This is a genomic window from Bacillus sp. BPN334 (assembly GCF_008368885.1).
Classification (GTDB): domain Bacteria; phylum Bacillota; class Bacilli; order Bacillales; family Bacillaceae_G; genus Bacillus_A; species Bacillus_A wiedmannii.
This window is the reverse complement of record NZ_QOZW01000005.1, coordinates 274,350-299,505: the sequence shown is the minus strand read 5'-3', so window position 1 is coordinate 299,505 and position 25,156 is coordinate 274,350. Positions and strand designations below refer to the sequence as shown.

Here is a 25,156-nt window from a genome sequence, read left to right as displayed (position 1 = left end):
ATTAGATTACTAGATTTGGAGTGGTTACATGGATCCATTGAAAAATGAAATTCATCCTGACATGGTCAAGGTGTGGAAAGTTCGTGCTGTAATTGAAGAAGGGATCGGTATTCTTGTCATTTTAGCTTACCTTTTCCTCATGATAAAGTTTGATTGGTGGGCGTGGATTTTGTACGTGTTAATCGGCTTAACGGTTGCACTAGCACCATTTGAGTACTTCGTATTCCCGAAACTTCGTCAGCGTTATTATAGCTATCAACTAAATGAAGAAGAACTTGAAATTCAGCACGGTCTTTTCGTCGTAAAGCGCGTATTAGTACCGATGATTCGTGTGCAGCACGTGACGATTGAACAAGGGCCAATTATGAGGAAATATGGATTAGCAGAATTACACATTTCAACAGCGGCAACTTCTCACAGCATCCCAGGCTTAACGATGTATGAAGCAGAAATGTTGAAAACGAAAATTGCAGAATTAGCGAAAGTGAGTGATGAGGATGTATAAGAGGCAGCATCCCATTACGATGTTATTAGAATTAAAAATAACAGATTTTATACCACTCATTATTTTTATGTTTAGTTTAAACGGAAAGTTCCCGTTTTGGTATTTAATTCCCGCTGCATTCGGTTTACTTACCATCTTTTCAGCGTTTGAAAAATGGTATTACACAACATATTGGGTTGAAAATAACGTATTACATGTGAAACAAGGGCTCTTTGTGAAGAAGGAGAGCTACTTAAATAAAGAACGTGTGCAAACGATTAATACAAGTTCTAACGTGCTATATCAAATGCTTGGTTTAAAGAAAATTCAGATTGAAACAGCTGGTGGGGGCGATGATGCAGAAGTTAGCTTAGCTGGCATTACAGTAGAAGAAGCAACCGAGCTTATCGCAATGCTAAATGAGCCAACTCGAGAATTGAAAGCAGAAGAAATATCAGAAGAAGTAGTAGAAAAAGAAATCGTTACAGAGGAAAAGCAAGCGACAGAATACAAATTAACTTGGAAAGAAATTCTATTAGCATCTGTTACATCTGGGCAGTTTGGATTGCTATTTTCTTTAATATTCTTCGTTTATAATCAAGTGGATGAATACATTCCGAAATGGATAAAAAATAAAGTAGAGTCATATGTAATGGATCATGATATATACGGCTGGATTTACATGGTAGCTATTTTACTTGTCATTTCTTGGATGATATCCACAATCGGTTATGCGTTAAAACATGGAGATTTCACAGTGAATCGAAGAAATGATGAAGTCCGCATTTTGCAAGGATTACTTGAGAAAAAAGAACTCGTCCTAAAGTTACATCGTATTCAAGGTATTACGATAAAAGAAAGTATTTTACGTCAGCCATTCGGTTATTGTGCTGTGCAAGTAGAAGTCATTCAAAGTAAAGGACTGGGTGACGAGAAAGAAAAAGTTACACTGCATCCTATCATTCGAAAAGATCGCGTACAACAGTTACTTGCACATTTACAATTACCATACGAACTGAATACAAACATTATTTCATTACCAAAAGCAGCATTACGTCGTTACTTAATTGATAGTTTTATATTCTTCGCAATGCTAGCAATCCCGCTTACTGGAATAAGTATATACTTTGAAAAGTATTACATCATGTGGGCGTTGATTCCACTCGCGATCCTTATCTTTACACTTGGATACGGAACGTTTAAAACAAATGGTTACAGTGTAAACGGGGAGCAAATTACGCTTGTATATCGTAGCGTCGGAAAATATACAGGGCTTGTTAGAAGAAGACATGTCCAATCAATGGAAAAAACACAATCATATTTCCAGCGCCGAGCGGATTTATGTACGTATAAGTTCTCTAACGCATCATCGAATTATAAACTAGAGCATACGAGAGTAGAAGATGCGGAGAGAATGCAGAATTGGTATAAGAAGAGAATGAGTGAGAATTAACTTGAAAAAGCTTGCCTATTATGAAAGGCAGGCTTTTTTTATTATAGGAAAATGAGGGGCTTAATCCATATATTAGTACAGCTACAGCGCACATATATCGAAAAAGTAGTATACTTCTATTTCAGGGAAATCTGTGGAATTTTTCATATAAATGGTATACTAATATAGAAAAAATATTAGGAGGCTATATATGATAAGTCAGTTAAAAAGAGCAGCACTTGATGCATTAAAAGGAAAATGGGGGTTAGCGGTAGGGGCAACCTTATTAGTCGGAATCCTTATTGGAGCTGTTGAAATGCTAACCACAGGTATTTTCTCGATGTTTTGGGGTTGGGAAGAAGCAAATGAGTCACTTACAGTAACTATTATTGCAATGTTTATTATCGGTCCGTTAACAGTGGGTGCTTCTTATTTTGTTTTAAATGTAATTCGTGGGACTAATGCTCGTATCGGTCATATATTTAGATGGTTTAACGATGGAAGTAAGTTTATGAAATCGTTTTTAACATATTTACTAATGAATGTGTACTTGATTCTATGGACATTACTTCTTATTATTCCAGGTATTATTAAATCATTTTCTTATTCTATGACATATTTTATTTTGAATGATCATCCAGAATATACAGCGAATCAAGCGATTACTGAAAGTCGTCGTATGATGAATGGACATAAAATGGATTACTTTTTACTATGCTTAAGCTTCTTAGGTTGGTTCATTTTAAGTATTCTTACTGTAGGAATCGGTTTCTTATGGTTAGTACCGTATTTCTACACGACATCAGCTGCATTTTATGAAGAGATTTCAAAAGAATATTATAAAAAAGAAGACACTACTTTCTAATAACCACCTATCCCCTAAAGAATATAAGGCACAGATAGTTTAGATGTTCTGTTTATGGGGAGCACTTCAGGATAAGGTATAGGTTATTATATAAAAATTCGGCCCTCTATGTTTTAGCATAGAGGGCTATTTTTTCATGTGAAAATAATGAATAATATATGTGAAACAAAAAAGCGAGGTGAATGAGAGTGAGCAAGTTTTTAATTCCGTATTCATTTTCTATATTAAGTTTCTTTATTTCAGCAACAGCACTTGATTTATATGATAGGATGGGAAACAATAGTGAGCTGGTTTCGCCGAACATAATTGGTAAGATAATTCAATCTACTGCGCAAATGGGAGTCCTTACATTGTATTTCGGAGTACCTATTATTTTAGGTGGCTGTCTACTTGGTGAGTTATTGTTTAGAGGTATCATTTTACGATTTAAACTCAGCTATATTATATCTTTATTACTATATTTACTTTTAGCTTGTAGTATTGTTTCCGTAACGGTTGGGATTCCAACTACATATGAAGATTCTAATGTTTCTTTCATGGGAATAACTATGATTTGCGCTATTACATTCTTTGTGGGCCGGAATATATGGGAGAAAAAAGAAATGAATAATGGAGTGACAGAATGAAATACACATGTCCGTGCTGCGGGTATAGAACAATAGAAGAAGAACCACCAGGTACATATGAAATTTGTAATATATGTTATTGGGAAGATAATGAGGTTCAGTTTAACGATCCTGATTTTGAAGGCGGGGCGAATATAGTTTCGTTAAGACAAGCACAGAAAAATTTCATTGCATTTGGTGCTTGCGAGGAATACTTTGTGAAATCAGTTAGAAAGCCGACTAGTGAAGATGTGAAGGATGCTAGTTGGAAGCAAATTTAGTAAGGAAAATGTTATTACTCAATTTATCAGGAGTAATAACATTTTTTTATGCAATGATGAAAGAATTAACACCGTCTTATAAGATAAAACATTAAAGATGATACAGTAATAGGAAGGCCAGTATTCAGAAAGGTTTCTAAAGTAAAGGATAGAAAATCTCTGTCGTTAAACCACATAAAGAATAAATGACTGTAGGAAATACCTAACAATATAAATAAAGGAATTCCAATCTTTAATTCGTGACTTCTTTTTATTTTTCTATAACAAAATTCACCTAATAAACAACCGATAAGAACAGGGATGCTTCCAAGAATTGAAAACATAATAATAGATACCCAAATCGGTCCCCAGGAGTCAGCATAATTTGGAACTAGTGTATACTGTAAAACGTTCACAATGATAGAAAAAACCAGTAAGCATATTAAATAACTAATAGAAAATTTTTTCAATGGAATCATCCTTATAAAATTTCACTTTATTTTTATGAAAATATAAACCTCTTTAAATTATAGATTAAATATATAAGGATAATCAATTTGTATGCATTTCTTGTTTATGGATATATTTTCAACGAATATAAATGTATAGATGTATAGTCAATTGTGAGTGTTTGATGTTATCATATTGAATGATATGGAAATTTTTAATAGAAGAAGCAACGAACAATTCAAAGGTAGTGAAGCCTTTGTTGTATACAGAAAATATTTATTATTACTCAGCAATATTAAAAATAAGATACGTATTTATATAAATTTAGTAGAAATGGGGGTTTTAAAAAGGAATGAGTATAAGTATAACAAGGCAAAAGATTTTAGCAGCCGCTTCTCAAATTGTGCAATGTAAAGGGGTTGCTAAGTTAACTTTAGAAGCGGTAGCAAAAGAGGCGGGGATAAGTAAAGGTGGATTGTTGTATCACTTTTCAACTAAAGAAGCTTTAATAGAGGGCATGATACTCAAAGGGACGGAGGAGTATCAAGATGCTATTCACAATAAAGTAGCGGAGGACTTAGAGAAGAAAGGAAGGTGGGTACGCTCTTTTGTAGAGGAAAGATTAAGTAATGAGAGAAGAGTAGAAGAGCTAGGTAGTAGTATGATGGCAGCATTAATGCTAAAACCTGAATTACTTGAACCGTTACAACAATCATTTCAGCAACTGCAAAATAAAATAGAAAATGATGAGATAGATTCAGTTTGTGCCACAATTATTAGATTAGCGGCAGATGGATTATGGTATTCAGAATATTTAGGGGTTGGAAGACTAAGCCCCGAATTAAGAGAAAAAGTGATTCAAGCTCTTATTTGTAATTCGTATAAATAGAATATACGAACTATATAATGTAAAATAATTCACCATTGCTTATTTAATGCACTGGTGAATTATTTTTTTTATTAGAAAAATAGAACAATTTTATAGAGTATTGAATTATAACCGTCCAGACGGTATAGTAATATTTGGTTTAAGAGGAAAATGAAACAAAAAAAGAATAAAAAATATTTTTAGCACACTATTCGAAAGGATAGGCCGCAAAGCTTAGAGTCTACGGTAATACATATTGGTTACTAAGATCGTCTGGTTGCACATTTTTGATGCAACCGGACGGTCTTTTTTTGTTATATAAATATAAAAAATAGGAGGGAATTATGCAAATGAAAAGTACTAAAAGGCATATTTCGATGGTTTCATTAGTTTTTCTAGTATTATTTTCAGTACTAAATGTGTGGGCTCCAGTTATTCAAGCCGCTGTGATAAAAAATCCAGTGGACGAGATTAATATCTCCCGTACTGATGGTACAACGTCTGAACCATATCAAGCCTCAGATGGTATGAAAGTAGAAGTGAAGTGGTCAGCTAAAGAAAAAATAAAAAGTGGAGATCAATTCACAATTGATATGCCAAAAGAATTCAGAAAAGATCTTATGAATATGAGTTTTCCTTTAAAAGATGCTGAAGGAAAAACAGTTGGTACATGTGAGATGAAAAAGGGTCTATTGACATGTACTATGGGTGATTACGTAGAAGGAAAGAATAACATTAAAGGTTCTTTATTCGTAGAATTTTATTTTGGTCTAGAAGCATATGATGGTATTAAAAAAATCCCATTAGAATTTAACGTTGATGGTCAAATCGTAAATAAAGAAGTAAGTGTAAATAATACGACAGAGAGACCGAAGCCACAGCCCAATACAGATAATCTATTGAAATGGGGTTCTTATAATCAGGAAGACCCTTCAATTGCAGACTGGACGGTATATGTAAATGCAACTGGAACAGAAATGCAAGATCTTAAATTAACAGACACATTAGGACCTGGGCATGAATTAATTACAAATAGTTTAGTATTAGAAGAGGCTGTATTTGAAGATGGCTATGCACCAACAAATGTTAAGCCAGCAGATTTATCTAAAATTAAAATTAATGCAATGAAAACTGGATTTACAATTGAATTTCCAGACAGCTCAAAAGGTTATATTTTAAGATATAAAACAAAGATTACTAATCCTGCTGCAAAGCCTCATAAAAATACAGTGAAATTAGAAGGTAAAAATATTGTAACTGAAGAAAAAGTGGGAGAAGTATTCGTAAGTGGTGGGGGAGGAACCGGTTCAGGTGACGATAATCCACCTAGCATTGAAAAAAATATAGTAGATGAGAATGGTAAGCTTGTAGAGAATCAGCAGTTAACACAAATGGATCAAGCTATTCAATACCAAGTTGGTACACATATACCGAAAAATTCACCTAATTATACGTCAATGGTAATTAGTGATGATTTAGAAGATGTTTTAGAAGTATTAGAGGCAAAAGTATATGATCAAAATGGTCAAGATATTACTTCTAAAGGAACGTTAAATATAGATAAACAAAGAAGTGAAGTAACATTTGCGTTTGGTGAGAATTTTGACTATAAGTCATATGAAGACCAGGTAATTAACCTCAGCATTAAGGCGAAAATTAAAGCTAATGCAGATGTATCTTCTTACGTAGATAAGAAGATTCCTAATAAAGCGGAATTACATTTTGATGATAAAACATTAACATCGAAAGAAGTAATTGTTACGCCGCCTGAAGCTCCAAAAGAAGGTACAGTATCGATTCATAAAATAGATGCTGAGAATCCGAACAAAGGGTTGAAAGGTGCTGAATTTGAAGTTCGAAATAGTGCAAATGAAGTTGTTGCAAAACTGATAACGGACGAAAACGGCTTTTCAATACCTCAAACTTTAGCTCCTGGGACGTATAAAATTTATGAAACAGTAGCACCAGAAGGATATCAAAAATTAACAATTCCAGTAGAGGTTACGCTTCAAGCTGGTGAAACAAAAGCCATTGAAGTCAAAAATACTTTGCAAAAGGGTCAAATCGAATTAAAGAAAATTGATTCGGAAAATGGTGAAAAACCATTAGCAAATGCAGAGTTTGATATAGTAAAAGACAGTGTAGTAGTTGAGCATATTGTTACAGATAAAGATGGTAAGGCAATCTCTAAACCGTTAGCGCCAGGGAAATATATTTTAAAAGAAACGAAAGCGCCTGAAGGATACCAATTAAAAGAAACAGAGTTCGAAGTAAATGTAACAGGGGACGGCATATTCCCAATAACAGTAAAAAATGCAATGACAGACAAAGGTAATGTAGAAATTACAAAGGTGGACAAAGAAAACGGTTCAGTATTAGCGGGTGTCGAATTTGAAGTTCAAGATGAGAAAGGTGAAGTAGTAAAAAAAGTAACGACGGATAAAGAAGGAATGGCAAACGTTTCAGATCTTTCAGTAGGAAAGTACAAATTAGTAGAGACGAAAAGCTTACCAGGTTACAAGAAACTAACAGAGCCAGTATCGTTTGAAATTACAAAAGGTATGACGAAAGTCCTATCATTGAAAGTAGAGAATGAACAGTTAGATAAAGGTTCAGTAGAAATTACAAAAATAGATAAAGACAGCCAGAAAGCATTAAAAGGCGTAGTTTTCGAAGTACGAGATGAAAAAGATAAAGTAGTAAAAGAAGTAACAACAGATAAAGAAGGAAAAGTGAACGTTTCAGATCTTTCAGTAGGAAAGTACAAATTAGTAGAGACGAAAAGCTTACCAGGTTATAAGAAACTAAAAGAACCGGTATCATTTGAAATTACAAAAGGTATGACGAAAGTCCTATCATTGAAAGTAGAGAATGAACAGTTAGATAAAGGTTCAATAGAAATTACAAAAGTAGATAAAGACAGCCAGAAAGTATTAAAAGGTGTAGTCTTCGAAGTACAAGATGAAAAAGATAAAGTAGTAAAAGAAGTAACAACAGATAAAGATGGAAAAGCAACAATTTCAGATTTATCAGTAGGAAAGTACAAATTAGTAGAAAAAGAAAGCTTACCAGGATATAAGAAATTAATAGAGCCAGTATTGTTTGAAATTACAAAAGGCATGACCGAGATCTTATCATTAAAAATAGAAAATGAAATGGTAGATACGGGGAATGTAGAGATAACAAAGATAGACAAAGATAATAAAGCACTGCTAGCGGGAGTAACGTTCGTTGTCCAAGATGAAAAAGGTAACGAAGTTAAAAAAGTAACGACAGATAAAGAAGGAAAAGCAAATGTTGCAGATTTACCTGTAGGCAAGTATGAATTAGTAGAGATAGAAAGTTTACCAGGTTATAAAAAGCTAGAAAAACCAGTATCATTTGAAATTACAAAGGGCATGACCAAGATACTATCATTAAAAGTAGAAAATGAAATGATGGATACTGGAAATGTAGAGATAATAAAAATAGATAAAGATAGTAAAGCACCATTAAAAGATGTTGTATTTGAAGTACGTGATTCAAAAGGAAAAGTAGTAAGAAAAGTAACAACAGATAAAGAAGGAAAAGCAAACATTTCAGATCTATCTGTAGGAAGTTACAAACTAGTAGAAGTAGAGAATTTACCAGGCTACAAAAAATTAACAGAGCCAGTATCATTCGAAATTAAAAAAGGTATGACAAAAGTCTTATCATTGAAAGTAGAGAATGAACAGTTAGACAAAGGCTCAGTAGAAATTACAAAAGTAGATAAAGATAGTCAAAAAGCATTAGCAGGCGTAGTCTTCGAAGTACAAGATGAGCAAGGCAAAGTAGTAACGAAAGTGACAACAGATAAAGAAGGAAAAGCAAACATTTCAGATCTATCTGTAGGAAGTTACAAACTAGTAGAAGTAGAGAATTTACCAGGCTACAAAAAATTAACAGAGCCAGTATCATTCGAAATTAAAAAAGGTATGACAAAAGTCTTATCATTGAAAGTAGAGAATGAACAGTTAGACAAAGGCTCAGTAGAAATTACAAAAGTAGATAAAGATAGTCAAAAAGCATTAGCAGGCGTAGTCTTCGAAGTACAAGATGAGCAAGGCAAAGTAGTAACGAAAGTAAAAACAGATAAAGAAGGAAAAGCGAAAATTTCAGATCTATCTGTAGGAAGTTACAAATTAGTAGAGACGGAAAGCTTACCAGGTTACAAAAAGCTAAGCGAACCAGTATCATTTGAGATTAAAAAAGGTATGACAGAAGTTTTATTACTAAAAGTAGAGAATGAACAGTTAGATAAAGGTTCAGTAGAAATTACAAAAATGGCTGCTGAAAGTAAGAATGTATTATCAGGGGCAGTGTTTGAAGTTCATGACGAAAAAGGAAAAGTAGTAACGAAAGTAACAACAGATAAAGAAGGAAAAGCGAAAATCTCAGACTTATCTGTAGGTCACTACACACTTGTAGAAGTAGAAGCACCAAAGGGTTATGAAAAATTAACTAATCCAATTCCATTTGAAATTACAAAAGGAATGATAAGTCCAGTTCAATTAGAAGTATTAAACAAATTGACTTCTTTAGCACCACCAGGCCCAGAGAAACCAGAAACGACGGATCCAGAAAAACCAGAAACAACGGATCCAGAAAAACCAGAAACAACGGATCCAGAAAAATCAGAAACAACGGATCCAGAGAAACCAGAAACGACGGATCCAGAGAAACCTGTAACAACGGATCCAGAAAAACCAGAAACAACAGATCCAGAGAAGCCTGAAAAAGAATTACCGAAGACAGGACAGAAAATGCCTGTGGAACCATATATGGGAGCACTTCTTATTATGATGAGTTTTGGATTGCTCGTATTAGGTAGAAAACAGCAGAGATAATAAAAATGAAAAAGGTATCCTCAAAGTATTGGAGGATACCTTTTTTATTTGGCATAAAAAAACATTTAGCAAAAGGGGTAGCAGCACATGCCCATCAAGCTAAAAGTACGAATTACCCCAAAACAATAAGTACGAGCAAAATGCACAAAATTTTCGCTCTGGGGTATTTGCTTTTCTTAGCTTGATAGCAATGTGTTGGTGTTAGAAAAACACTGAAATTTGCTACACTACAAAAATTACCCTTAGCAATACTTAATGTTTTGAATGCATCAAACTTTTTGCTTTTAAGTATAGAATCACTCTTTTTATACACGCACTCGCCGCAATAAAGCAAAAAATACCATTCGTTACTAAGCCTAGCGCATACTGACTTGAACCTTTAAAAATATACGTTACGATAAAACGTAAAATAAATACAACAACCCATATACCTAAGGCGATATAAGAACTTTTAGCATAAACCTTCCCATTACTTTTATCGATTCGTATTATAGTTGTAGAACCACGCACAGCTCCTACAATTCCTCCAAGAGCAAGTAATACTACAAATAAACCAGTTTTGATTAATGTGAGATCATTAAATACATGAGTAAATGTATAGTATGCGATTAATACAGGAGCAATCCACATTCGTTGAAATTTCAATTCCTTTTCTTTTAGTTGAAGGAGAATTATAAGAATTAAAATAATAAGACCAGTTGTATTATCCATGCTATACTCTCTTTCTTTTTTATTATGATCTGTTTAATTTCAATTAGAAAAACACTATGTTAATTTAAAATTTTATTCTTTTTACTACATACAGCAGATATCACTTTACAATTTTTTTTCGAATTGCCATTACAGCTGCTTGTGTACGATCTGTTACATCTAGTTTTTGAAGAATATTGTGGATATGAGTTTTGACTGTCCCTTCGGAAACATAAAGGATTTTAGCTATTTCATGGTTTTGTTTTCCATAAGCTAATAATTGTAAAACATCAATCTCCCGCTTAGTTAGAGTTTCCGTATGTTCAAGTTCTTCGCTAACTAAATTATAATCATTATTATCGTGTTTTATAAATTGTGTAAAAGCTTGATTTGCTGTCGTGCTATTATAAATCATTGCCCCTTTATTCATAGATCGAATACTATCTAACATTTCCTCCGTTTCAGTATCTTTTAATATATAACCCACTGCACCAGCTCGAATACCGTCTAAGACATACTGTTGTACATCAAAAGTCGTCAATAGAACAACTTTTGTATTTGGTAATATACTCATAATGTTTTGGGTAGCCATAATACCTGATAAATCAGGCATTTGAATGTCCATAATTACCATATCTGGTGCAGTTTCTAAGGCAACTTTAATTGCTTCCTTCCCATCTTTACATTCCCCAACTATCTCCATATCATCTTGCATTTCAATAATATAGCATAGGCCTTTTCGAACAAATGGTTCATCATCAGCTAGCACAATACGAATCTTTTCTGTCATATTTCTCCTCCATTTTTCTGAATTGGAATAGTGGCTTCAACTCGAAGTCCTTTTGGTTCATTTAGAAAAAAGGAACAATTACCTCCAACTGATTTACAGCGTTTTATCATACCATTGAGTCCAAAGCCATATTCTAATGGCTTATCCCCTGTATATATACCATTATCATCAATTGTGAGTTTTACTACTCCGTCTATTTCTGTTACGTTTACAATAACAGAATCTGCATTAGAATGTCGTAAGACATTAGTTAAAGACTCTTGTAGAATGCGATACAGAATTGTACTTTCCTCCATCGTCCACTCTGTTATATTTCCAGCTTGAATGAACTCAATTTGTAATAAAGAATTCGCTTGAACCTGTGAAATCAATCCTTTTAATGAAGTAAGCCCGAGATCTTTTTCATCACTTGTCCATTCTCTAACAGCAACTCGGATTTCTTCCATTCCTTTTCGTGCCACCTTTAAAAGTTCTTCAACATGAACTTGGGCAGCAACAGGATCTTTCCTTAACATAATCTTAAGAGCCTGTAATTGAATAATAAGTGAGGTCATTTGATGTCCAAGTCCATCATGAATCTCTCTTGCTAATTTTGTTCTTTCCGTAAAAGCTGCATATCGCATAGAAAATACCGTTGTTTCTTGTAGTTCAGCATGTGCTTCGTCTAATTCTTTTAGTTGTTTTTGATTTTTTTGATATGCGTCTCTTAGCTTGGATGTACTTCGGATCGAGACATAGAGGCCGATAATAATTAATGTTTCTTGATAAGGAAACGTATTCGTATGTATAAATAGAATAATAACTATCCCTGTTATAGCAACTAAAATTGTCGTTACTCGTGTCCACTTTGGTTCTGCAGCGGCAAGAAAAACTATGAGTGGCCATAACGCATAATTCGGAAAATTTGGATGAGAAAAATATAATACACATGATATGCTTATTAATATACTCGTAAATAAAGCGTACTTCCTTGCATTCCACCAAGATTTTGGTGAATACAACATCCATAGATAAATTGTTACAAAAACGCTACAAACCCATATTGCAAAGGTACCATGAGGTGCGAAACCTTGATAAAAAAATACGCATAATAAGATGATTCCTATCGCATTTCCTGCATGACTATCAATAATTTTTAAAAATACTTTTTCCATGTACTTATTCCCTCCCAACCTTACTGTTTAGTTTCTATATTTTTTGGCTATAGATGAATATCAATTTCTTGATTTAAAGGCTGGAAATTTACAACTCCCAATTATAATAGTTCATAGATGAGTTAAATTCCTTTAATGCATATCATCTAAAATCTGAAATTAAAAGAATAATGAAGTAGTTAGTATAGTGTGTTTGTTTTACCTACTTCATTATGCAAAAGAAGTTGTTTTTCTTAACCTATTTCTTTAATTTGCTTTAGATTTTTTCTATATCTTTGTATCCTAATCACAATTCCAATAGTACGAATAACTACCATCGCAATTGTAAAAAATACGAAAGCAGGGGCTATAACATTAAAATCCAAATGATTCGATACCATGAAATCTACAAATTGTTGTGGATACCAGTCTGTCGCTACATAAGCTAATACGACACGCCATCCAAGTCCAATAATCCATAAACATAAATAAGGAATACCAGCAGTTACGTACGCTTTATTGTCAGAACCATATTCTACTTTCACTGTAAAAAGCATTAGCCCTCCCATGATCATGCCGACCATTGTCATGATTATGAGTGCGGTCATATTTGAACCTGAGGTAGGTATTTCCTCGACGAATAAATAAACACTTATACCACAAAGAATAAATGGCAATACAGCCTTTGTGGTTGTAAATACTTTCCTTCCGATTTGTGTTAATAATACAATTGTTAAAAATGCACCAATCATTATCCAAGCTTGAGTATTCAAATTAAAACCCCCATAAAGTATAAATTTATTGTTTATTTGCTTACTTACTGGAGGATTGTAACATCCCTAATATTTTAGAACATCTATCTGAAAGATGATTTTTTTGAATACCCTCTATCTATAGATAGAGTTTTTTATGATTCTTTTGTGAAAAAAGCCACTTGAATATATATAACTGGATATATGGGACGCATTGAAAAAACACTGTTTATCCTAGACTATATTTCTAGCGAAACTTTACGCTGGCAAATTGAAATTTTGTTCAAAACATGGAAATCTTTCTTTCAAATTCACAAGTGTAAAGAAATTAAGAAAGAACGCTTAGAATGCCATTTATATGGGCAACTTATTAGCATTTTACTCTGTATATCTACCATGTTTAAAATGCGTCAGTTACTCTTGAATAAGAAAAAGAAAGAGTTAAGTGAATACAAATCCATTTATATGATAAAGAATTATTATCTATTGTTTTACCAAGGATTACAAAAGGGCACCCAAGAATTATCAAAGATTTTCCTACGTCTGTTCAATCTTTTAGAGAAAAACGGACGGAAATCTCACCGTTACGAAAAGAAAACAGTCTTTGATATCCTAGGCGTTATGTATGAGTGTACGTTGTTAAAGGGTTTCAAAGTTGCATAATATTTTTCAAAACACCCTTTTGGTAGGTTTATTTGTTATGCATATTTTTAGTGTAGCCGTAGAAATTTCAAAAAAATACACTCACATATACCCTCTTGATATCCTTAGCTTGATGGGCATGTGGTGCTACCCCAATATACACTTTTTATAATGACATTGGATACTCTTCAACAACAATCCCAAAAGGTACACCTTTTGATACACGCTCCCATCCACAGTAAAAACATATATTCCTATAGATTTGATACAAAACATTATTCAATATTTGTAAATCCTAGTTGAACTTTAAATCAGAGAAAAAGGCATCCTTCTAATTTTCATTGAGAGCTGCGACTCTATTTTTATTTTCATTCGACAAAATATGACAATATACAAATAACTTGTTTACTACCATGAGATAAGAAATCTTACATTTTAACAACCGAAAGAGGTAATTACATGCAAATATTAATGTCATTATTCTTTATAGCTACAGTCGTTTCTTTTATATTAATGACTAAAGCTTCTAAGAAAAACCAAAGTAAAAAGAGGTATTTCATTTCCGGATTAGCATGCTTTGTGTTAATGATGATTTTTTACGCACTGTCTCCGAAAGAAGAAATCAATAAAAATGAAGCTAAAATCGCTAACACTGAGGTGAAAAAAGAAGATACACCTAAAGAAGGTGCTTCTAAACAAAAAGAAGAACAACAAAAAGCTGATGAGCTGAAAAAATTAGAAGAGAATCGTAAAAAAGAAGAGGAAGCCTATTTTTATAATAGGTGGTTTAATTTTAATTGCTTTTGGAGTTATGGGATGGAATAAGTATTCGGATTACAAATACGAAAAAGAACGTGCGCAAATTCATGCAGATTACGAAAAAGAACTTATAGAAATGGAAAAAGAACAAGCCAAACAGCTAGCTGCCGAAAAGAGTAGGTTAGAAAAGATAGAAGAACAAAATCGAAAAGAAGAAGCTAGACAGCAGCGTATGATGGATACTTTCAATAATTTACGTCGCGGTATGTCTTACGAAGAAGTTGCAGCAGCATTCGGTGAAGAAGGAGATTTAAAAAAACAAGGTACATATAGTAATGAATGGAAAGATTATATAAAGAATCATCCCTCTTATTTTTGGAACTATGACAGTATGTACAATATAGTTTGTGAGTTTAATTATAACAAATTAACCTCATGCAAGAAAAAGGAAATTGTGAAAGTAAAAGTAAACGGCAATTGGTATTATAATTAGGAGTAACGTCTCCAATAACAAAATATAGATTTTGTTCACTTTTACGATACATTTATGAAACATTCGTATGTTACGTTATATAAGTCCTTTTTTGAATCATTTTCATTCTGTCAAAAAGTCCCAGTCCCCTCTAGGGCTTTTTACGTTTAAATAAAGAAATGTACCGTATTTCTCAATGCACAACATTACTTAACGTGGTAAAATAATAATTGGATGGGAGTCCAATACATATTATTAAAATTAAAGTGGTTCAAGTCGGAGGAAGGCACCTTAGGGTGTCTTTTCTTTATGGAAAAATCCCTACATAAAATGTAGAGATTTCAGAATATAAGCGGGGAAATTCCTCTTCCCTTTATGCGGAATCTGACACACTCCCTATCATTTTTGGAGGTCTTTTTTACTTAATTTAATTTTTTTTTAAAAGTAGTTGACTACAAAAATATCTTTATGATATTATTAAATATTTGATAAAAAAACACATATATGTTAAAGTTAAGAAGGTTACCATATATGGAGGTGGATTATATGTTTCAAATTGGCGATAACATTGTTTATCCAATGCACGGAGCAGGTATAATTGAAGCCATAGAAGAAAAAGAATTCTCAGGAAAAAAACAACAGTATTATGTTATAAAAATGTCAATCAGTAATATGAAAGTCATGATTCCTATGGGGAAAATATTAAGTTCGAGTATACGCCCGGTTACTGATATACTTGCATTAAAACACATTATACACATTTTTCAGCATGGAGAATCAGATAGATTATTAACGTGGAAACAAAGGTATAAAGTGAACACGGACAAAATAAAAACGGGTGAAATACAAGAAGGTGCTGAAGTTGTACGTGATTTAATGCGTATGAAGAAAGAAAAGGCACTTAATACAAGCGAAAAAACAATGTTGGATAACGCACATGAATTTTTGATTAGTGAACTAGGATTAATTAAAGGGATCACTGAAAATCAAATAAAAAGTTTCTGTTAGGATTCATTATAGATAATGTATTACATCCCCCGAAAATATCCTGAATTTTTCGGGAATATGATGATTATTAAAAGTAAATCATTTCAAAGACATTCAACTTCTTCAACTCACTTTTAGAGTAGGAACCTCTTTTGTTATTACTTCAATCTAATCCATTTTTATTTTTAAATTTCTTTTACGAACGTTCGAAGTTTCATCAAATAACTCGATTAAATAGTCACTTGATTTTTGCAATCCTGATTCACACTGGCACGGACAAGGATCCGTAAGGATGAAAGAGAGGTAGGGCTTTCATTGTTTTAGGTAATATATTATCTAGGTCATTATTTCTAGAAGAAAAAACAATCGATCTCACCGCTATCTCTTTAAGAATTCTTTATATCTACTGAGACAGTGAATAGGTAATTGTTTATCTCTTCTTTACGTAAAATTGATAAACGAACTGGTAACACCATATGGTCAACTACAAAAAAATGGTTTCCAGACCAGGAAACCATTTTTAACTTCATTTACATAACAATAATAAATTAAGCAGTAAAAAGGAGTACACACATGAAAAAAATGTTAACAAAAGAATTAAGTAATGAATTAAAGAAGCGGGAAGGGATCATTTCTATTACAGTTGAGCCTTATGAAAAAATCGAAGTTGGTGGCATTCGTGTAGATGGACCAGCTGTTATTCTAATTAATCAAGAATAGTTGAATGCATGAAGAAAAGGATCAACCTTTAAAAGAAGGGAGGATCCTTTTTGTTTGCTACTTTTATCTGATGTGTTGGAGTTAAAACGGAAGGAGAGGGTCGGGATTATCATGGTGGAAAGCTTAATATTGGTAGGATTTCTTTTTACGTTATATAAATTAGTTGATAAAAAAATAAGCTGATTATTTAAAAAGATATATTCTTTCCCTTTTAAGGGCGAGATTTATTTGATAGTGAAATGGATAATGTAAAGGAGGAATTTAGATGGATGCAAGGAAAGAACGCATAAAATACAAGAAGATGTCAAAGAACTATGAACATATTTATTTAGTTTCGTTACTACTACTAATTGTACTTGTTTGTAGTAGTGTGGTTATCATAGGAGCGACAGGGGGAACATATGGAGTGTTTTTGTTGTTAGCAATTTTACTTAACGCACGTATTACGAAAGAATCTCAAAAAAAGTATGAGCACTATTCTAATAAAGGGCGTATTTAAAATGATACATAGCCTGAAAGGAACAACCTAGATGTACATGCAAAGTATCCCTATATCATTACCTATTAACTAGTAAAAAAAGAATTGTATATAAATAATTTAGGAATAGAAAACGTAACTTATTAAAATGTTATTTTCGTTCATATAATGAATTATCCTTCTAGCATATTTATAGATTTATATCATATAGTAAGAGAAAGAAGTCTTATAGAATGAGTTATTTGGAGGGAAATGACTTTAGTGAACAAAATATGGTAAGTGTACCCAATCCCTTAATTTGATTTATAACAGATTGGCGTCATAGACGACCAAATAAAAACACAGTGTTTTATCTCTGTGTTTCTTCAAATTTCCGTTTTTGAATATATGCTTGGGCATGAATAAGTTCTTCCTGAAGTTCTTTTAATTCTTTTATAGATTCTGATTCAATAGCGATGTAAGTAATAACTAAACTGATCATCATATCCATCTTGTCTACTATATTTTGAATGACCTGTTCAGAATGCTCTTTTTTAGGGTGTTGTATTGCCTTTAATACATTTTCCATATAATTGTTTTTTCTTTGCTGGATATCATAAATAAACTGTTTTGTGTTTGAGTTCATTTGTTGTTCCTCCGTTTTGGATATACTTCTATTCTATCATATTTGAATAGAAAATATTGGATTCCCTTAAATTCACACCTGTCTCGTACATCTCCTCAAATATACAAACTAATTCCTTAACTTACAGGGAACAAATCAAAAGGTGTCAATTTTATGTCTAAACATACAATTTTCTTTTTTAGGTATAGTGCCCCCTATTATATAATTTCACGTACTATATCAGATGTGTAAAATCTAATTCTTCAATAAGGGGTAGCACCAAAAGAACTCGATACAAATAAAAACAAAAAGGAAGACAAAGTTCGTCCTATTTTCTTAATGCGTTTATATCAAAAAAGTTAGCTATATATATTTAATGTGAAAGTAAAAGGTTAAAGGTCTTCGTAATGTTTGGGTGAAAAAAGAGTTATCTATGTAATTAATTTGAGTACTTTAAGAAAGAGGGCTTTTTCCTAAAGTATTCAAAGGATGATAGTCCAATAGCAGGTGGGAGATGAAACTCGTTTTAGCACTGTATTAACACCTTAAAATGTAGATAGGGGAAAATAATGTAAAAAAACTATTGTATGTATAAAAACCTTATGTTACATTTATGTTACAGGAGAGTTACGAAAGGTAACTTATATTACAGTTTGTTTTCTTTTGTTTTTCGGTATGTTACGAATTGTGGTTCGTATCCAATCAACCAAGAATATGTAAAGCTGAAAAAATAGCAAACTAAAAATAGTTTTTCTATGTGTATAAGAGTGTGTGTAGTAAAGAGCCTGGTGAGAACTTTACGCACATGATTAAAATTCCTTTCTGTCTTAAAAGAAGAAAACCAACTACCAACTATTTAGGAGTTTTAAGTAATGATAGTAAATGAAATGTACTTCCTTTCCCACACACAAAGTACATCTTTATTTTCAGTCTAATTACTACACAGACCTTTATACATATGAAGTTATTGTTTTAGGAACATATAGGGGGAGAAAGAATGAAGAAGTTATTAACGGTAATTGGAATTACATTTTTAATGTTAGCTGGATGTAGTAATGGAGATTTTGAAAAAGAAATGGATGCAGGGAAGACCGCGTTAACGAATAAAGAATATAAAAATGCCTTATCATCATTTGAAAAAGCGCTAGATGAGAAACAAGACGATTCAGATGTAATGGTGCTTGTAGAACAAACGAAAATAATGATTGAAGCAGTGAAGTTAAAAGAAGAAACAAAGGTAGAAGAATCAATCAAGTCATTTGAAAAAGTAGAGAACATGAAGGATGGGAATAATACACTTATAAAGCAGGCAAAGGAAGAACGAACAGCATTACTAGCTGTATTAGAACAAAAAAAGAAGTATAGTGAGCAATTGGCGAAAAGTGAAGAGTTAATAAGTAAGAAAAATTATGCAGAAGCGAAAGAGATAGTAAATAAGCTAGTTGCAGAAACAAAAGATAACAAGAATCTTGAAGAATATAATAAAAAAGCGGTAGGATTAGTTACTAAAATGAATGAAGAGGAAAAAACTGCAAAGAGTGAAGCGGCAGCGAAGGCACAAAAAACAAATGTAGTAACGAATCAAAAAGTAGCAACAGAAAAGACTCAAAAAACTGAGGCAGAAAAGAACCAAAAAGTAGAGACAGGAAAGAATCAAAATGCATTTACTTTTGAGAAAGCGAAAGAATATATTAAAAATGAATATAAAGAAGAATATGATTACACGCTAGAGAATACGCAAGTAGAGAATGGAAAGAAGTATTATCAAATTAGAGTGCGTACGACATATAAAATAGAAGGCGCAGCTGGAGCAGGATTTACTGGCGTATTGAAAGTATTCGAAGATGGTACAATTATTGAAATGCAATAAATCGATGAAAAAGGTATCCTCAAAGTATGTGAGGGTACCTTTTTTAGCATAAAAAAAGGCATCTAGCAAAAGTACTAGATGCAAATAAAAACACAAGGGAAGATAAATATCTTCCCGTTTCCCGTATGTAATTATATCAAAAAATTTATAAAAAACTAGCTTTATTTTTTATATAATTGAAGTGTAAAGCCATGAAAGTGTAAGATTACACTATTTTCATAGTGTTTTATTAAAAAAGGAGCTGCGTATATGATTAATTTTAAACCAGAAAATTTGAACCAACTATTAAAAGTGATGTTAATTAGTGCGAATAAGTCTTATGATGCGATTAAAGATTATGAATTTACGGGAGAAGCAGTAGTATTCCGTGTAGATTTCGAATATATTGACGTTTCTCTAATGATTGTAGATATGTTAGGAAGATCTGCTTCTAAATTTAACATTTTGCCATATGCCCGTCCGAATAGGAATGAAATAGATTACATTCAGTTTCAAGTGCATTCGATTAATGAAGGGAGTTTTAAAGAAATAATCGATACGATATAAAAACTATAATTTTACAAATATGTATATACCAACTAATATATAATTAATAAATTCATATAATTGGAGTGATGAAATGCAACCGTTAGAAAGGGAGATTCATTCTAATATGCTGAGAGTGTGGCGAATCCACGCTTTAATTGGGGCGGCGGTTATACTAGCAGTCGTAATTGCGTATTTCTTTTTTATGATCAATTTTAATTGGTGGGGCTGGTTGTTTGGCTTGCTAGTAACAGGAGCTATTACATTTATCCCGCTTGATTATTTTGTGTTTCCAAATTTACGTCAACGTTATTATAGTTACAGATTAAATGAAGAAGAGATTGAGATTCAAAAGGGAATGTTCATTGTAAAACGCGTACTTATTCCGATGATGCGTGTGCAGCACGTAACGATTGAACAGGGCCCAATTATGAGAAAGTATAATTTAGCAGAATTACATATTTCAACAGCGGCAACTTCTCATAGTATTCCAGGCTTAACGAAGGAAGAAGCAGAGCAGCTGAAAAGACAAATTGGAGAACTTGCGAAAGTGAGTGATGAGGATGTATAAGAGGCAACATCCGATCACAATTTTATTAGGTATTCGAGTTGCGACTTTGTTGCCTTTTATTTTTCTTGTTTTATTTCAATCTGATGGTCAAGTGAAACCTTGGTATCTCTTACATCTTGTTCTTTTATTTGTATTATTTATTATGGCAATTTTCTCAGCTATAAAATGGTATTTCAAAGTGTACTGGGTTGAAAATAATATTGTACATATAAAGCATGGTGTGTTCGTTAAGAAAGAAAGCTACTTAAATAAAGAACGTGTGCAAAATATTAGTACGTCTTCTAACATCATTTATCAAGTGCTCGGACTGATGAAATTAAATATAGAAGTAGCGGGCGGCGGTAGTGAGCCAGATGTGATGTTAGCTGGTATTAAAGAAGATGAAGCGAAGGAACTGATTGCTTTATTAAATAAAAAAAGAAGCGCTGCGAGTGAAGAAGTACCCATGCCAGAAGAAAGTAAGACGATTTATCAGTTAACGATGAAAGAGATTTTAGCAGCTGCCATTACGTCTGGTAGATTCGGATTAGTTTTTTCAGGATTACTTCTTATTTACACAGAGTTTAATCAATTTCTTCCAGAATGGCTCATAAATAAAGTGGAAGCGTATGTGATGGATAACGATGTATATCAATTAATCGTTATGGCCGCGATTTTAATGGCGGTTTCGTGGGTCGTTTCGACAGCTGGCTATGCGTTAAAATATGCAAACTTTAAAATAGAGCGAAACGGAAATGAAGTTCGCATCGTGCAAGGGTTATTTGATAAGAAAGAGTTTGTTTTAAAATTACATCGCATTCAAGCAATTACGGTGAAAGAAGGAATTCTCCGCGAGCCTTTCGGTTATTGCTCTGTCGAAGTAGAAGTTATTCAAAGTATAGAAGCAGCTGGAAATGAAGTGATGTTACATCCTTTTATGAAAAAGAAAGATGTCCAGCAGTTACTTACATATTTGCAGTTACCGTATGAAATGGAAGAGGAAATCGTTCATTTACCGAAGGCTGCATTACGTCGTTACGTCATAATGGGCTGGATTACAAGTGCTATGCTCGCACTGCCAATCATCGGTGCGAGTATATATTTCAAACAAAATAATGCGTTATTCACGCTAATACCACTATTTATCGCATTTACGTTACTTGCATACGCTCGGTATAAAAGTGGCGGATATTTGATACGAGACAATCAATTAGTCATGGTATACCGCGGCCTTGCCAAATATACAGGAATCATACGAAAAAGGCATGTTCAAGCAGTAGGGTACAATCAATCGTATTTTCAAAAGAAAGACGAGTTATGTACAGCTGCCGTATCAGTAGCGGGGCATAGATATAAAGTGAAGCATATGCGAAAAGAAGACGCGCTTCGCATATATAATTGGTATAAAGAAAAAGGAAACACCGGTGCGTAATGGTGTTTCCTTTTTTTGTGTTGTGGTTTGTCGATAAGTCGATATATTTCGAGTTGCGCCGATATATTCGAAAAATCGTCGATATAATTTCATGTACCGCAACCTTGGAGAAACGATAGTACAAAACCCCTTAAACTAGCACATCAAAAGTAGTCACAAATGATGGACGAGAGAAAATACTTTTCTGCTGTTCCGCATGTGGATGCGCCTGAGCCTGAGCTTGTCCTTCTGCTTGTGCAGGGCGTTTTTTATGAGCGTTTTCGAATGAACGTGATTCTGTCCAGTCTTTAAAGTTTTGCTCTGTTTCCCACATTGTTAAGATGACATATGTATCGTTACTTAATGGGCGTAGAACGCGAATTGCTTGGAATCCTGGTTCGTTTTCAATAAGGCCTGCGCGGTTTTTGAATCGATTTTCAAATACTGGGCGACCTTCGTCTGTGACAGAAATGTTGTTACAAACGATGTAGCCAGGTTGTCCTTTAAATTCACCAACAGCGTCTAGTACGTCATACTGAAGAGAACCTTCTACAGATTCTTCTGTATTTTCTTTATAAAACATATCTTTTTCATTATTTTTTGCAGTGAAATGTGCTTGTTCTAGAGGTGTTTCGTATGAAATAATAGCCTTCATTTTAATGCCCCCTTTAATTGTTTGTTTCTATTATATCAACTCTCGTAAAAAACTTCGAAGATTATATACATAAAGATACTTCTTTTTCAAATAATAAATGTACCATCATTTGGAAAGAAGGCCGATGTATGAAGAAAGTAAAGTGGACTTTATTAGGTGGGTTAGCAACGCTCGTATTAGCGATTGTATTTTATAAACTTATTGTGTTAGCTGGTGGCTATATGACGGATGAAAAGCAACTCGTTTTTCACTCTTCATCACGTATCGTTGACCAGAAAGGGAAAGAAATTACGAAATTATACGTAGAAAATAGAGATCTCGTACCAATCGAGCAAATTCCAAAATACGTGCAGCAGTCGTTTATTGCGGTGGAAGATTCTCGTTTTTATGAGCATCAAGGAATTGATTACCCGTCTATATTCCGGGCTCTTTATAAAGATACGTTAGCTGGAGAAAAGGTCGAAGGTGGTAGTACGATTACACAGCAACTCGCTAAAAACGTTTTTTTAACTCGTGAAAAAACAGTTACGCGTAAATTGAAGGAAGTCGCAATTTCCCTTCAATTAGAGCAAAAATATACGAAGCAACAAATTCTTGAAATGTATATGAATCATATTTATTTTGGCCATGGGGCATACGGTATTCAAGCAGCAGCAAAGTTGTATTTTAATAAAAGTGTAGAAGATTTAACAGTAGAAGAAGGAGCAATGCTTGCAGGTCTTCCGAAGTCACCAAACGGATATTCACCTTATTTCTCTCCAGAGAAGAGTAAGGAGCGCCGTGATCTCGTATTGTCACTGATGCATAAACAAGGCTATTTGACTGCCGAAGAGAGCGTACGTTATCAAGGAAAGACCATTGCTCTTTACAAAAACCTAGACGAGAATGAACTCGCATATATGCCGTATATTGATATGGTCATAGATGAAGCAGCACGTTTATACGGGTTATCTCATCAAGAAGTACTCCGAGGAGGATATACGTTTGTCGTTCCGATGGATGAAAAGATTCAAAAGGTAGCGTATAACCAGTTTCAAGATGCGAGGAATTTCCCTGGTAAAGAAGAGGGGACGCAAGGTGCTTTTTTATTAATGGATAATCGTACGGGCGGAATTAAAGCAGCGATTGGGGGAAGAAAGTATGTCCCGAGAGGCTTTAATCGTGTTTTTGCAAAAAGACAGCCGGGATCTGTGCTAAAACCACTTATTGTCTATGGACCAGCACTCGAAACGAAAAAATATAATCCGTATTCTTTATTAAAGAATGAAAAAACTTCTTTTGAAGGTTATGAACCTCGAAATTACAATCGTCAATATACGAAAGAAATGACGATGTATGATGCGATTTTAGAGTCAGCAAATGTACCGGCAGTTTCTTTATTAAATGAGCTAGGGGTAGAAGAAGGAAAGCAATATTTAGAGAAAGGCAATGTTCCTATTGCCGATGCTGGTTTAAGTACAGCGCTTGGCGGATTGAAAAATGGTGTTTCAACATTTGACCTTGTGAAAATGTATCGTGCATTTTTAGCAAATGGCGCTATTATTGAGCCGCACGTTATAGAAAAGGTGTTAAATAGACACGGCACAGTCATTGGAGAATCGCCAAAAGTAGAAACGAAAATTTTCTCGAAACAAACGGCATGGTATATGACGAAAATGTTAGAAGGGGTTGTGAAGGAAGGGACAGCGAAAGCAGGCATATATAGCGGTGCATTAGCTGGGAAAACAGGTACAACTTCCTTACCAAATGACGATAATGGAGCTAGAGATATGTGGTTCGTTGGCTATACGCCAAATTTAGTAGGTGCTGTTTGGATTGGTTATGACCGTACGGATAAAGAGCATCAGTTGCAAGGAGAAAGTGCGTCAGCAACGAAATTGTTTAAGAAAATTTTAACGAAGGCAAATGTAGAACAGAAAGAGCAGTTTATGAAACCAGAAGGTGTGGAAACAATCGGTACTCCGATTCGTTTGCGCAAGATTGAAGATGTGAAAGTGAAATTAGCGTTTAGCCCTTTCGGTTTATTTAAAGCGAAATTAAGCTGGACACCACTTCCAGATGAAAGAATTATGTATCGCATTTATAGAGTGGAAAATGGAGTCCATACGCATGTAGGCACTGTAAATGGTGCCGGGGAATATGAGGAAAAGTTCGTTAACATCTTTTCAAAACCGAGTTTTTACGTTGTACCATATAACACACAAACGAATCGCGAAGGAGAAAAGTCAAAAGTAGCTAAACCATAGTTTTTCTCTGTGCTATAATAAGAATGTTGTGAAAATAGTA

The 25,156-nt window shown here is 33.6% G+C and carries 23 protein-coding genes, 2 pseudogenes and 1 riboswitch; of the genes and pseudogenes, 18 read left to right on the top strand and 7 right to left on the bottom strand.

Going from position 1 to position 25,156, the window contains the following annotated elements; all coding sequences use genetic code 11:
- Nucleotides 1-28 precede the first annotated feature (28 nt).
- From DN393_RS05775 to DN393_RS05755, 5 genes are all read left to right on the top strand, one after another.
- On the top strand, nucleotides 29-505 hold the full coding sequence (locus DN393_RS05775; protein WP_064473826.1) for a PH domain-containing protein: 477 nt from the start codon (nucleotides 29-31) through the stop codon (nucleotides 503-505).
- The gene (locus DN393_RS05770) at nucleotides 498-1,937 is read left to right on the top strand and encodes a PH domain-containing protein (protein ID WP_098102751.1); all 1,440 of its coding nucleotides are present in this window, start codon (nucleotides 498-500) and stop codon (nucleotides 1,935-1,937) included. Before DN393_RS05775 ends, DN393_RS05770 begins: the two co-directional genes overlap by 8 nt.
- Before the next feature lie 190 nt (nucleotides 1,938-2,127).
- The gene (locus DN393_RS05765) at nucleotides 2,128-2,781 is read left to right on the top strand and encodes a DUF975 family protein (protein WP_098102750.1); all 654 of its coding nucleotides are present in this window, start codon (nucleotides 2,128-2,130) and stop codon (nucleotides 2,779-2,781) included.
- A 182-nt stretch (nucleotides 2,782-2,963) separates the two neighbouring features.
- Nucleotides 2,964-3,407 (top strand): hypothetical protein, encoded by a 444-nt coding sequence (locus DN393_RS05760; RefSeq protein ID WP_098102749.1) that lies wholly within the window; start codon nucleotides 2,964-2,966, stop codon nucleotides 3,405-3,407.
- The gene (locus DN393_RS05755; protein ID WP_098102748.1) at nucleotides 3,404-3,667 is read left to right on the top strand and encodes a CPCC family cysteine-rich protein; all 264 of its coding nucleotides are present in this window, start codon (nucleotides 3,404-3,406) and stop codon (nucleotides 3,665-3,667) included. The genes DN393_RS05760 and DN393_RS05755 overlap by 4 nt, the downstream gene beginning before the upstream one ends.
- A 65-nt stretch (nucleotides 3,668-3,732) precedes the next feature.
- Here DN393_RS05755 and DN393_RS05750 read toward each other — a convergent pair whose 3' ends face one another.
- Nucleotides 3,733-4,116 (bottom strand): hypothetical protein, encoded by a 384-nt coding sequence (locus tag DN393_RS05750; RefSeq protein ID WP_098102747.1) that lies wholly within the window; start codon nucleotides 4,114-4,116, stop codon nucleotides 3,733-3,735.
- A 332-nt stretch (nucleotides 4,117-4,448) separates the two neighbouring features.
- On the opposite strand from DN393_RS05750, the gene DN393_RS05745 reads away from it, so the two are divergent.
- Together DN393_RS05745 and DN393_RS05740 are read left to right on the top strand one after the other, a co-directional pair.
- Complete coding sequence (locus DN393_RS05745; protein ID WP_098707984.1) at nucleotides 4,449-4,985, top strand: TetR/AcrR family transcriptional regulator; 537 nt, start codon at nucleotides 4,449-4,451, stop codon at nucleotides 4,983-4,985.
- A 171-nt stretch (nucleotides 4,986-5,156) separates the two neighbouring features.
- Nucleotides 5,157-5,249, top strand: a riboswitch (cyclic di-GMP riboswitch).
- 59 nt (nucleotides 5,250-5,308) lie between these two features.
- A pseudogene (locus DN393_RS05740) lies at nucleotides 5,309-9,517 on the top strand (SpaA isopeptide-forming pilin-related protein); the annotation flags it as partial.
- Between the two features lie 567 nt (nucleotides 9,518-10,084).
- On the opposite strand, the gene DN393_RS05730 reads toward DN393_RS05740, so the two are convergent.
- From DN393_RS05730 to DN393_RS05715, 4 genes are all read right to left on the bottom strand, one after another.
- Entirely contained in the window at nucleotides 10,085-10,543 is a 459-nt protein-coding gene (locus tag DN393_RS05730; protein ID WP_098111966.1) for a CcdC protein domain-containing protein, read from the bottom strand.
- A 100-nt stretch (nucleotides 10,544-10,643) separates the two neighbouring features.
- Nucleotides 10,644-11,312, bottom strand: coding sequence for a response regulator (locus DN393_RS05725; protein ID WP_064476893.1), 669 nt, complete (start codon nucleotides 11,310-11,312; stop codon nucleotides 10,644-10,646).
- Complete coding sequence (locus tag DN393_RS05720) at nucleotides 11,309-12,466, bottom strand: sensor histidine kinase (RefSeq protein ID WP_098111967.1); 1,158 nt, start codon at nucleotides 12,464-12,466, stop codon at nucleotides 11,309-11,311. The genes DN393_RS05725 and DN393_RS05720 overlap by 4 nt, the downstream gene beginning before the upstream one ends.
- A 233-nt stretch (nucleotides 12,467-12,699) precedes the next feature.
- Nucleotides 12,700-13,218: a hypothetical protein gene (locus tag DN393_RS05715; RefSeq protein WP_064476891.1), complete on the bottom strand. Its 519-nt coding sequence runs from the start codon at nucleotides 13,216-13,218 to the stop codon at nucleotides 12,700-12,702.
- A gap of 234 nt (nucleotides 13,219-13,452) precedes the next feature.
- Between DN393_RS05715 and DN393_RS05710 the strand changes: the two are divergent.
- From DN393_RS05710 to DN393_RS05685, 6 genes and pseudogenes are all read left to right on the top strand, one after another.
- Nucleotides 13,453-13,860: pseudogene (locus tag DN393_RS05710) on the top strand (transposase); the annotation flags it as partial.
- A 438-nt stretch (nucleotides 13,861-14,298) separates the two neighbouring features.
- Nucleotides 14,299-14,664 (top strand): hypothetical protein, encoded by a 366-nt coding sequence (locus DN393_RS05705; protein WP_098103606.1) that lies wholly within the window; start codon nucleotides 14,299-14,301, stop codon nucleotides 14,662-14,664.
- Nucleotides 14,651-15,091, top strand: coding sequence for a hypothetical protein (locus DN393_RS05700; protein ID WP_098111968.1), 441 nt, complete (start codon nucleotides 14,651-14,653; stop codon nucleotides 15,089-15,091). The genes DN393_RS05705 and DN393_RS05700 overlap by 14 nt, the downstream gene beginning before the upstream one ends.
- A 525-nt stretch (nucleotides 15,092-15,616) precedes the next feature.
- A complete protein-coding gene (locus tag DN393_RS05695) occupies nucleotides 15,617-16,078 on the top strand; it encodes a CarD family transcriptional regulator (RefSeq protein WP_000486311.1) in 462 nt (153 codons plus the stop codon).
- A gap of 552 nt (nucleotides 16,079-16,630) precedes the next feature.
- Entirely contained in the window at nucleotides 16,631-16,777 is a 147-nt protein-coding gene (locus DN393_RS05690) for a BC1881 family protein (protein ID WP_000738547.1), read from the top strand.
- Between the two features lie 265 nt (nucleotides 16,778-17,042).
- Nucleotides 17,043-17,276: a hypothetical protein gene (locus DN393_RS05685; RefSeq protein WP_000340042.1), complete on the top strand. Its 234-nt coding sequence runs from the start codon at nucleotides 17,043-17,045 to the stop codon at nucleotides 17,274-17,276.
- A gap of 328 nt (nucleotides 17,277-17,604) precedes the next feature.
- On the opposite strand, the gene DN393_RS05680 is transcribed toward DN393_RS05685, so the two are convergent.
- Nucleotides 17,605-17,880 (bottom strand): hypothetical protein, encoded by a 276-nt coding sequence (locus tag DN393_RS05680; protein WP_064476888.1) that lies wholly within the window; start codon nucleotides 17,878-17,880, stop codon nucleotides 17,605-17,607.
- A 976-nt stretch (nucleotides 17,881-18,856) separates the two neighbouring features.
- On the opposite strand from DN393_RS05680, the gene DN393_RS05675 reads away from it, so the two are divergent.
- From DN393_RS05675 to DN393_RS05660, 4 genes are all read left to right on the top strand, one after another.
- Complete coding sequence (locus tag DN393_RS05675; RefSeq protein WP_064476887.1) at nucleotides 18,857-19,729, top strand: COG3014 family protein; 873 nt, start codon at nucleotides 18,857-18,859, stop codon at nucleotides 19,727-19,729.
- 249 nt (nucleotides 19,730-19,978) lie between these two features.
- Nucleotides 19,979-20,275, top strand: a complete 297-nt coding sequence (locus tag DN393_RS05670) for a hypothetical protein (protein WP_064476886.1) — start codon at nucleotides 19,979-19,981, stop codon at nucleotides 20,273-20,275.
- Between the two features lie 73 nt (nucleotides 20,276-20,348).
- Nucleotides 20,349-20,825 carry a PH domain-containing protein gene (locus DN393_RS05665; protein ID WP_088092249.1) on the top strand — a complete coding sequence of 159 codons (477 nt, stop codon included), beginning with the start codon at nucleotides 20,349-20,351 and terminating at the stop codon, nucleotides 20,823-20,825.
- The gene (locus DN393_RS05660) at nucleotides 20,818-22,236 is read left to right on the top strand and encodes a PH domain-containing protein (protein ID WP_149173358.1); all 1,419 of its coding nucleotides are present in this window, start codon (nucleotides 20,818-20,820) and stop codon (nucleotides 22,234-22,236) included. Before DN393_RS05665 ends, DN393_RS05660 begins: the two co-directional genes overlap by 8 nt.
- Before the next feature lie 130 nt (nucleotides 22,237-22,366).
- Here the strand turns inward: DN393_RS05660 and hmoB are convergent, their stop codons facing one another.
- Nucleotides 22,367-22,870 carry a heme-degrading monooxygenase HmoB gene (gene hmoB, locus DN393_RS05655; RefSeq protein ID WP_002150035.1) on the bottom strand — a complete coding sequence of 168 codons (504 nt, stop codon included), beginning with the start codon at nucleotides 22,868-22,870 and terminating at the stop codon, nucleotides 22,367-22,369.
- 128 nt (nucleotides 22,871-22,998) lie between these two features.
- On the opposite strand from hmoB, the gene DN393_RS05650 reads away from it, so the two are divergent.
- A complete protein-coding gene (locus DN393_RS05650) occupies nucleotides 22,999-25,116 on the top strand; it encodes a transglycosylase domain-containing protein (protein ID WP_149173357.1) in 2,118 nt (705 codons plus the stop codon).
- The last annotated feature ends 40 nt before the right edge of the window (nucleotides 25,117-25,156 follow it).

What these genes read in the sequence shown, in the direction of transcription:
- DN393_RS05670 (WP_064476886.1), top strand. Translation starts at nt 19,979, where the DNA reads ATGATTAATTTTAAACCAGAAAATTTGAACCAACTATTAAAAGTGATG.
- DN393_RS05680 (WP_064476888.1), bottom strand. Translation starts at nt 17,880, where the DNA reads ATGAACTCAAACACAAAACAGTTTATTTATGATATCCAGCAAAGAAAA.
- DN393_RS05700 (WP_098111968.1), top strand. Translation starts at nt 14,651, where the DNA reads ATGGGATGGAATAAGTATTCGGATTACAAATACGAAAAAGAACGTGCG.
- DN393_RS05650 (WP_149173357.1), top strand. Translation starts at nt 22,999, where the DNA reads ATGAAGAAAGTAAAGTGGACTTTATTAGGTGGGTTAGCAACGCTCGTA.
- DN393_RS05665 (WP_088092249.1), top strand. Translation starts at nt 20,349, where the DNA reads ATGCAACCGTTAGAAAGGGAGATTCATTCTAATATGCTGAGAGTGTGG.
- DN393_RS05730 (WP_098111966.1), bottom strand. Translation starts at nt 10,543, where the DNA reads ATGGATAATACAACTGGTCTTATTATTTTAATTCTTATAATTCTCCTT.
- DN393_RS05760 (WP_098102749.1), top strand. Translation starts at nt 2,964, where the DNA reads ATGAGAGTGAGCAAGTTTTTAATTCCGTATTCATTTTCTATATTAAGT.
- DN393_RS05725 (WP_064476893.1), bottom strand. Translation starts at nt 11,312, where the DNA reads ATGACAGAAAAGATTCGTATTGTGCTAGCTGATGATGAACCATTTGTT.
- DN393_RS05765 (WP_098102750.1), top strand. Translation starts at nt 2,128, where the DNA reads ATGATAAGTCAGTTAAAAAGAGCAGCACTTGATGCATTAAAAGGAAAA.
- DN393_RS05775 (WP_064473826.1), top strand. Translation starts at nt 29, where the DNA reads ATGGATCCATTGAAAAATGAAATTCATCCTGACATGGTCAAGGTGTGG.
- DN393_RS05660 (WP_149173358.1), top strand. Translation starts at nt 20,818, where the DNA reads ATGTATAAGAGGCAACATCCGATCACAATTTTATTAGGTATTCGAGTT.
- DN393_RS05755 (WP_098102748.1), top strand. Translation starts at nt 3,404, where the DNA reads ATGAAATACACATGTCCGTGCTGCGGGTATAGAACAATAGAAGAAGAA.
- DN393_RS05675 (WP_064476887.1), top strand. Translation starts at nt 18,857, where the DNA reads ATGAAGAAGTTATTAACGGTAATTGGAATTACATTTTTAATGTTAGCT.
- DN393_RS05705 (WP_098103606.1), top strand. Translation starts at nt 14,299, where the DNA reads ATGCAAATATTAATGTCATTATTCTTTATAGCTACAGTCGTTTCTTTT.
- DN393_RS05690 (WP_000738547.1), top strand. Translation starts at nt 16,631, where the DNA reads ATGAAAAAAATGTTAACAAAAGAATTAAGTAATGAATTAAAGAAGCGG.
- DN393_RS05720 (WP_098111967.1), bottom strand. Translation starts at nt 12,466, where the DNA reads ATGGAAAAAGTATTTTTAAAAATTATTGATAGTCATGCAGGAAATGCG.
- DN393_RS05685 (WP_000340042.1), top strand. Translation starts at nt 17,043, where the DNA reads ATGGATGCAAGGAAAGAACGCATAAAATACAAGAAGATGTCAAAGAAC.
- DN393_RS05695 (WP_000486311.1), top strand. Translation starts at nt 15,617, where the DNA reads ATGTTTCAAATTGGCGATAACATTGTTTATCCAATGCACGGAGCAGGT.
- DN393_RS05770 (WP_098102751.1), top strand. Translation starts at nt 498, where the DNA reads ATGTATAAGAGGCAGCATCCCATTACGATGTTATTAGAATTAAAAATA.
- DN393_RS05745 (WP_098707984.1), top strand. Translation starts at nt 4,449, where the DNA reads ATGAGTATAAGTATAACAAGGCAAAAGATTTTAGCAGCCGCTTCTCAA.
- hmoB (WP_002150035.1), bottom strand. Translation starts at nt 22,870, where the DNA reads ATGAAGGCTATTATTTCATACGAAACACCTCTAGAACAAGCACATTTC.